9 protein-coding genes are annotated in these 7,782 nt (G+C 65.7%); 3 read left to right on the forward strand and 6 right to left on the reverse strand.

Features of this window, described 5'->3' with window-relative positions:
• The 5 genes from CCR94_RS08685 to bioD form a co-directional block, all read right to left on the reverse strand.
• Positions 1 to 609, reverse strand: a 609-nt coding sequence (locus tag CCR94_RS08685) for a DUF805 domain-containing protein (protein WP_146089917.1), incomplete at its 3' end; no start/stop codon positions are given.
• 151 nt (positions 610 to 760) lie between these two features.
• On the reverse strand, positions 761 to 1,603 hold the full coding sequence (gene panC, locus CCR94_RS08690) for a pantoate--beta-alanine ligase (protein WP_104507482.1): 843 nt from the start codon (positions 1,601 to 1,603) through the stop codon (positions 761 to 763).
• Complete coding sequence (locus CCR94_RS08695) at positions 1,600 to 2,079, reverse strand: gamma-glutamylcyclotransferase family protein (RefSeq protein WP_104507483.1); 480 nt, start codon at positions 2,077 to 2,079, stop codon at positions 1,600 to 1,602. The genes panC and CCR94_RS08695 overlap by 4 nt, the downstream gene beginning before the upstream one ends.
• Before the next feature lie 31 nt (positions 2,080 to 2,110).
• Positions 2,111 to 2,983 (reverse strand): DUF4339 domain-containing protein, encoded by an 873-nt coding sequence (locus tag CCR94_RS08700; RefSeq protein WP_104507484.1) that lies wholly within the window; start codon positions 2,981 to 2,983, stop codon positions 2,111 to 2,113.
• A gap of 407 nt (positions 2,984 to 3,390) precedes the next feature.
• Positions 3,391 to 4,062 carry a dethiobiotin synthase gene (gene bioD / locus CCR94_RS08705; protein ID WP_158254686.1) on the reverse strand — a complete coding sequence of 224 codons (672 nt, stop codon included), beginning with the start codon at positions 4,060 to 4,062 and terminating at the stop codon, positions 3,391 to 3,393.
• Positions 4,063 to 4,073: 11 nt separating this feature from the next.
• Here bioD and CCR94_RS08710 point away from each other — a divergent pair, with 11 nt between their 5' ends.
• Positions 4,074 to 5,315 (forward strand): adenosylmethionine--8-amino-7-oxononanoate transaminase, encoded by a 1,242-nt coding sequence (locus CCR94_RS08710; protein WP_104507486.1) that lies wholly within the window; start codon positions 4,074 to 4,076, stop codon positions 5,313 to 5,315.
• Here CCR94_RS08710 and bioB read toward each other — a convergent pair.
• Positions 5,264 to 6,313, reverse strand: a complete 1,050-nt coding sequence (gene bioB / locus CCR94_RS08715) for a biotin synthase BioB (protein WP_104507487.1) — start codon at positions 6,311 to 6,313, stop codon at positions 5,264 to 5,266. The genes CCR94_RS08710 and bioB overlap by 52 nt on opposite strands.
• 77 nt (positions 6,314 to 6,390) lie before the next feature.
• Between bioB and CCR94_RS08720 the strand changes: the two genes are divergently transcribed.
• A complete protein-coding gene (locus CCR94_RS08720; RefSeq protein WP_104507488.1) occupies positions 6,391 to 7,575 on the forward strand; it encodes an aminotransferase class I/II-fold pyridoxal phosphate-dependent enzyme in 1,185 nt (394 codons plus the stop codon).
• A partial coding sequence (locus tag CCR94_RS08725) for a hypothetical protein (RefSeq protein WP_206605802.1) occupies positions 7,575 to 7,782 on the forward strand: 208 nt, incomplete at its 3' end. The genes CCR94_RS08720 and CCR94_RS08725, both read left to right, overlap by 1 nt.

Here is a 7,782-nt window from a genome sequence, read left to right on the forward strand (position 1 = left end):
GGCTTGGGCGCGCGGGGCTTGCGCCGTCGCCGCGGCTGGCGCGGCGGCCGCGACGGCTTCGTGTGGCGCCGGTCTGGCGAAGGACACCTTGTCCGCCCATCCGCCGGGCTGTTGCGGCGCGTCGCCGTCGAACGGGTTCGCCCCCTCGTCCCCCCGGCGGAACAGCAGCATGCCAAGCAGGCCCAAGGCGCCGAATCCGCAGGCGATCATGGCGAGGATCGCGAACAGGCCGCCGATCGGCGCCAGTCCGAGCCCGCTGAAGAGGCCTCCGGCCAAGGCGCCGGCGAAGCCGACCGCGTAAGGCGCGCCCTGCCACCAGCCGCTCCAGCCGAAATCATGCAGCCGCTTGGCCTGCGACGCGAAGCTGATCCATAGGGACGCGACAGAGGTCACCAGCATTATCAAACCGACGCCGACGGAGATGTGCAACGCCTCCAGCGCGGCCGGCGCGCCCGGCGCCGCGTGAAGCCCCGCAAAGTTCAGCTTGGGCATGAAGAGCTGGGAATTGACGATGCTGAAAGCCAGTTGCGCCACGAACACCAGGGCGAACGGGCCGCGCCCCACACGCCCCTTGAAGGAGAACAGCAGCCACGGCAGGGAAAAATTCATGACACGACTCCCGGCGTCACCCCGGCCCGAAAACCGGGGCGCGCGAAACTTGCGTGTCGAAAACTGCCGCCCCAGCGGTGACGTTCAAGTTAAATCGAGTGACGTAAGGTCACCTTGCAAAACTTATCCGCTGGCGTGGTAAAGTTTGCGTTCAGACCGCGAGATTGTCGATGAGACGGGTTTTTCCCAGCCGCGCGGCGACCAGCAGCCGCACCGGGCCCTCGGCCAACGCGGCGACGGGGGCGAGGGTTTGGGCATGGCGCGCCTCGAAATAATCGAGGACGAAGCCGCCCGCCGCGATTTTTTCCGCCGCGTCGGCGCTGGCGGCGGCGATGTCGGCCCCCGCGCGCAGCTTTTCGGCGGTGTCGCGCAAAACCCGCGACAGCAGGACCGCCTGACGGCGTTCTTGCGCGCTCAGATAGACATTGCGCGAGGACAGTGCGAGGCCGTCGGGTTCGCGCAGGATGGGAACGCCGTGGATTTCCGTGGCGATGTCGAGATCGCCGGCCATCCGGCGGATCACCGCGAGTTGCTGGTAATCCTTCTCGCCGAAGAAGGCGCAATCGGCTTGCGCCTGGTTGAGCAGTTTCGCCACCACCTGCGCCACGCCGGCGAAATGCTCGGGCCGGAACCTGTCCTCCAGCCCCGCCAGCGCCGGGCCGCCGGGGATCACCTTGGTGCAGAAGCCCTCGGGATAGATTTCGGCCGGGGCCGGAGCGAAACAGGCGTCGGCGCCGATGACGGCGAGTTTTTCCACATCCGCCTCGAAGGTGCGGGGATAGGCGCCGAAATCCTCGTTGGCCGCAAATTGCGTGGGATTGACGAATATGCTGACGATGGCGCGCCGGCATTTCGCCCGCGAGGCCTCGACCAGCGACAGATGGCCGGCGTGCAGCGCGCCCATGGTGGGGATGAGGGCGATCCTGTCGCCCTGCCCGCGCCACAACGCCACGGCGGCGCGCATGTCGGCGATGGTGCGGAAGATCTGGCTCATAGGAAGTTCTCGTTCTTGATGGCGCGGAATTTTTTCGGCGGCGCCTCGGGGGCGAGGCCGCCGCACAGACGCAGGAATTCGACATGGTCGCGCGGCAAGCCTTGGGCGACGGCGGCGGCGACAATGGCTTCCATATAGCCCGGCGGCGCCCGCTCGCGGTCGGCGTCGGGACGGCCGATATAGACCAGCGCGCGCGCAAATCCTGTTTCGCGGATCACCGGCAGCACGATTTTCTCATAGCCCCCTTCCGCCACGCCCTCGTAGCGGTCGAGCGCGGCAAGATCGCCGAAGCTGACCTCCCACAGCACGCCATGGGTCAGAGCGGCGGGGTCGCGCACGACCGTGGCGAACCCGTTCGGCAGCAGCGCGAAGCGGAATTTGGCCAGCCGCGCCAGCCCGAGCCTTTTCGCGCGCGGACAACGCGCGGTCATGTCGGCGACGCTCATGTTGGAGCCGTAAGCGAAAGTCAGAGGCATGGAAGCGTGTTGCCCCCGACGCGCCGTTGCGTCAAGCCGCGCCGCGCGGCGCCGTCACGATTTGCGCGACGAACCAAGTGTAATACCAGGCGACCAGCCAGGGAATCGGGATGATCAGCAGGCTACCGAACACGACGACCAGGGTCCGCCACAGGATCTCGACGCCCTCGCCGACGAATTCGAAGCTGTGGCTGCCGGCGATGTTGCGGCAGGTCCAGCGCGCCATGTAACGCGCCACCCAGGCCCAGCCGACGATGGTCAGGATCGACAGGCCGAGAGCCAGATTCCAGCCGAAAAAGGCCCAGAAGCCGCCCCGAAAGCTTATGTCCAGCGCGCCATCCTCGCTGCGCAGCGCGCCGACAAACCAGCGCAGGATCAGGAAGGAGCAGGCGAATTCGACGGCGGAGGCGACCAGCCGGATCGTCGCGACATCGGCGCGTTCCGCCGCGCCGGGGTCGCCAGCGGCGACGATACCGGCGTAAACAGCGGGCGCGACGATGGACAGGGCCAGGCCCAGGAACAGGACAGCCGGCGTGGCGAAGGCGCTTTCGAGCGCCAGCCGGCGCCCGTTCGGCAGGCTGATGCGCCCCGCCAGCCAGCGGTAGAACCAAAGCCCCAGCCAGGGGGCGGGAACGACCAGGAAAAAGCCGAAACCCGTCACGAGGCTGCGCCAGAACAGATTCCAGACCGGGAAATCGCCGCGCAGGGGCGATCCGCCGGCGGGCGCGTTGATCGCGGCGGCGAGTTCGGGAATGTCGCGCGCCGGCCTGGGCTCGCCGCCTTCCGGCCATACCAGGCAATCCGGCGCGATGCGACCGGCGCGGGCGACAATGAGCAATTCCTCGAAGGAGACGGGGCCGTTCTGGGCGCCGGTGCGGTCCTTGAAATAATGGTTCCAGGTCATGTGAGAAAACTCATGTGCGAAGACTCATGACAACTCATGCGCGACCCCTCGCGCCCGTTGCGAATGCTGTTGTCAGGCAAAGAGATGAAGCTGGCGTGACCGTGACAGTCTGCGCCGACGAAAGAGAAAACGCCAGAGGGGGCTGGGGCGCGGGAACGCCCGGGCGCGCTTGACGATCCGAACCGCCAGGGCGATTCAAGGCTTGGTTACGCAACCCTCGTGATAGTCTCGTAACCGTAAGCGCCGGCTTGCGATCATATCGGGCAAGGCTCGGGGGCGGGCTTGGCTCTGGTCGTCGCCTTCGAATCGTTGGCGGGGCATCGACGCCGCCCGACCTGTGCGCCACGCGCCTGCCATGGGCGGTGTTGGGAGCGGAACGGCGTGAGCTTCCCCCGTTTTTTCACGGATCAAGCGCAATCAGCGGGTGACAGTAGATCCCGCAGCGTCTCCCCGGCGGCTCCGCGCCGCAGCGGTAGGATTTTTGTCGCGAGACGCGCTGCGAGTTCGGCGCGGGTGGCGGCGAACGGGACTTCGTCGTTGACGCCCTCGTTGACAATGACGGCGGCGAGGGGAATTTTTCGCATCTGCAACACTTCCACCGCCGTCAGCGTGTGGCTGATGGTCCCAAGATAGGCGCCGACGACCAGAATTGCGGGCGCGCCGCTGGCGGCGATCCAGTCCAGCACGGTTTTTCGCGCGTCGAGCGGGACCATCACGCCGCCGACGCCCTCGATCAGCGCCACCTCCGTTTTCTCGGCCAGAAACGCGCGGCTGTGGGCGAACAGGGCGTCGCAATCGACCGCCCTGCCCTCGGCCGCCGCCGCCATGTTGGGCGCCAGCGGCGCGGCAAAACGCCAGGGCGAGATTTTTCGCGCATTGGCCTCGCTCAAATCCTCTCCCAGCGCCGCCAGGATCGCGCCGGTGTCGGATTCGGCGATTTTTTCCTTGTCGAAACCGGAAATAAGCGGTTTTGTCGCCGCGACTTTCTTGCCCAGCGCCCGCGCCTGCCGGATCAGCGCACAGGTCGTGTAGGTCTTGCCGACGCCGGTGCCTGTCGAGGTCACAAAGAAACTTTGCACAGCTCGCCCCAATGGAAAATCTGTTAGAACATCTTTGGCTTCCCTACACCCAGATGCAGACCGCCCGCCAGCCTTTGCGCGCGGTTTCGACCCGAGGCTCGATCATCACGCTGGACGACGGGCGCGAGCTGATCGACGGCGTCGCCTCGTGGTGGACCGCCTGCCACGGCTACAATCATCCGCACATCCTGGCCGCGATGCGGGCGCAGCTCGAAACCATGCCGCATGTCATGTTCGGCGGGCTGGTCCATGAACCGGCCGTGCGGCTGGCGGCGCGGCTGGCGGCGAAGGCGCCGGGCGATCTGTCCAAAGTGTTTTTTGTCGACAGCGGCTCGGTGGCGGTGGAAGTCGCCATGAAAATGGCGGTGCAATATTGGCTGAACCGGGGTTTTGCCGGTCGCAGCCGCATGGCGTCGTTCCGCTACGGCTATCACGGCGACACCATGGCCTGCATGGCCGTGTGCGACCCCGACGAGTCCATGCACGCTTTGTTCAAGGACTATCTGCCCAAGCAGATTCTCGCTGAACTGCCGGTGGACGAGGCGTCCGCGACCGCGTTTGACGCTTTGCTGGCGCGGGAAAAGGACAAGATCGCCGCCGTTCTGATCGAGCCTTTGGTTCAGGGCGCCGGCGGCATGAAAATGCACGACGCCGCGACCTTGCGCCGGGTGGCGGAGATTTGCCGGAAGCACGAAGTTCTGCTGATCGCCGACGAGATTTTCGTCGGCTTCGGCCGCCTGGGGAGCTTTTTCGCCTGCGAGCAGGCGGGGGTTGTTCCCGACATTTTGTGCGTCGGCAAGGGTTTGACCGGCGGCGCCCTGACTTTGGCCGCCACAATCGCCCGTCCCCATGTGTTCGACGCGTTTTTGTCGGACGATCCCGCGCGCGCGCTGATGCACGGCCCGACCTATATGGCCAATCCGCTCGCTTGCGCCGCCGCCAACGCCTCGCTCGACCTGTTCGAGACCGAGCCGCGGCTTGAGCAGGTGGCGGCGATTGAGTCGCTTTTACGCGAGGGGCTGGAGCCTTGTCGCGGGCTGCCGGGGGTGCTGGATGTCCGCGTCAAGGGCGCCATCGGCGCGGTTCAGTTGGAAAAACTGGACGCGCCGATGTTGCGGCACGAGTTCGCGCAAAAGGGGTTCTGGATTCGCCCCTTTGGCGACATTGTCTATCTCACGCCGGCTTTCACCATCGAAAAGGATCAGTTGGCGGCGCTGACGTCCGCGATCTGTTCGTTGCTGTCGAGATCGTAGTGGGCGCTGCGCTCTTCGATCACTTCGGGGCGCAGGCCGAGTTTTTCGATCAGTTCGCGGTCCGCCAGCGCGTCATTGTTGTCGGTGGTGAGAAGCTTTTCGCCATAAAAGATCGAATTGGCGCCGGCCATGAAGCACAGCGCCTGACCTTCCGCGCTCATTTCGCTGCGCCCCGCCGACAGCCGCACGCGCGACTTCGGCATGGTGATGCGGGCGACCGCGATCATCCGCACCATGTCAAAGGCGTCCACCGGCGGGCGGCCTTCCAGCGGCGTGCCGCGCACGGCCACCAGCGCGTTGATCGGCACGCTGTCGGGATGCGGGGTCATTTTCGACAATTCGCGGATCAGCGAGGCCCGGTCGAACTGCTTTTCGCCCATGCCGATAATGCCGCCGCAGCAAATGCCGATGTTTTCCGCGCGCACCAGCGCGAGCGTGTCGAGCCGGTCCTGGTAGGTGCGGGTCGAAATGATCTCGTCGTAGAATTCGGGCGAGGTGTCGAGGTTGTGGTTGTAGCTGGTCAGGCCGGCTTCCGCGAGGCGCTTGGCCTGATGCGGCTGCAACATGCCCAGCGTGACGCAGGCCTCCATGTTGAGCGCGCGCACGCCCCGGACCATGTCGAGCACGGCGTCGAATTCCGCGCCGTCGCGCACCGAGCGCCAGGCCGCGCCCATGCAGAACCGGGTGGCGCCGGCCTCCTTGGCCAGTTTGGCGCGGCCCAGCACGTAATCGACGTCGAGCTGGGTTTCCTTGACCAGCCCGGTCTGTTTGGCAAAATGCGCGCTTTGCGGGCAGTAGTGGCAATCCTCGGCGCAACCGCCGGTCTTGATCGACAGCAGGCTGGCGAGTTGAATCGCGCCATCGTGATATTGACGATGGACCGTTTGCGCGCGATGCACGAGATCGAGCAAGGGAAGCGCGAACAGGGCCTCGATCTCGTCGAGGGTCCAGTCGTGGCGAATCGGGGCTTTTTCGTTAAAAGTCGGCTGCGCGTTCATGATGATCTCGCGTCGGCCCGGCCGTTTAAAGGACGGCTGGCGTTTTTCGATGCGCTTTATTAACAGACTGCGGGAAAATGGCAAAAGTTGATCCCTATCAGACTTTTTGCGCAGAACGGGCTTCGCTGAACCGGCTGCGGGTGCTGAAAAGCGCCACGCTCGCGCCGGGCGGGCGCATTTTGCGCGATGGCCGCAAGCTGATCAATTTCGCGGGCAACGATTATCTCGGCTTGAGCCTGCATCCCGCCTTGATCGCGGCGAGCCGGGCCTATGGCGAGTTGTTCGGGGCCGGGGTCGCCGCCTCGCGGCTGGTGACGGGGGAGCATCCGGCTTTCGCCGATCTGGAGCGAAAAATCGCCAGGGCCAAGCGGCAGGACAGCGCGCTGGTCTTGTCAGCGGGCTATCAGACCAATGTCACGGTGCTGGCCGCGCTGGCCGATTCCGAGGTGATCGGGCGCCCGGTAACCGTGCTGGCCGACCGGCTGGCGCATCATTCGCTGTTGCAGGGTGCAAAACTTTCCGGCGCGCGGCTGATGCGATTCCAGCACAACGATTGCGGCCATCTCGAAAGCCTTTTGCGCGCGAGAACGGCGAAGGGCGAGTTCTGCGTCGTCGTGACCGAGAGCGTGTTCGGCATGGATGGTGATCTCGCAGATCTCTGGCTTATCAGTCACTTGGCAAAACAATTTGATGCTTTGCTTTATGTAGACGAGGCCCATGCCACCGGCGTGTTCGGCACGCGCGGCTATGGGCTGTGCGAGGATTTTTCCGAAGGCGTCGATGTCGCCATGGGCACGTTCGGCAAGGCTCTGGGCGGGTTCGGCTCCTATGTCGCGCTGCCCAAGATTTTACGCGAATACCTCGTTAACCGCTGCGGCGGGTTGATTTACAGCACCGGGCTGCCGCCCGCCGTGCTCGGCGCCATGGGGGCGGCGCTCGATCTCGTGCCAAAGCTTGGCGCCGAGCGGGCGGCGCTGCTGGCGGCGGCGGAGGGGTTGCGGGTCAAACTGTGCGCTGCGGGTTTTGACTGCGGCGCCAGCGCGTCGCAAATCGTGCCGGTGCTGATCGGCGACGAACGGGAGACGCTCGATCTCGCGGAAAAACTGGAGGCCCGCGGTTTTCTGGTCGCCGCGATTCGGCCGCCCACCGTGCCGCCGGGAACCAGCCGGCTGCGCATTTCGCTCTCCGCCGCGCATGGGGCGGAGGATGTGGCCGCGCTTGGCGACGCATTGGTGGAACTGGCGCCGCCAAAAGAGCCATGATGAGGCTCTATTTCGTTCACGGCTGGGCGTTCGGGCCGGACTGTTTTGACGCGCTCGCGCCGTTGCTGGGCGACTGGCCGCAGGCGCGCGCCGATCTCGGTTATTTCGGGCCGGCGCGCATTCCCGATTTCATGGCCGGCGATGTTCTGGTGGGGCACTCGGCGGGTTTCGGCGGGGGGCTGTCGCGGCGGCGCGACTGGGCGGGGG

Source organism: Rhodoblastus sphagnicola, assembly GCF_002937075.1.
In the GTDB taxonomy this organism is placed as follows: Bacteria; Pseudomonadota; Alphaproteobacteria; order Rhizobiales; family Beijerinckiaceae; genus Rhodoblastus; species Rhodoblastus sphagnicola.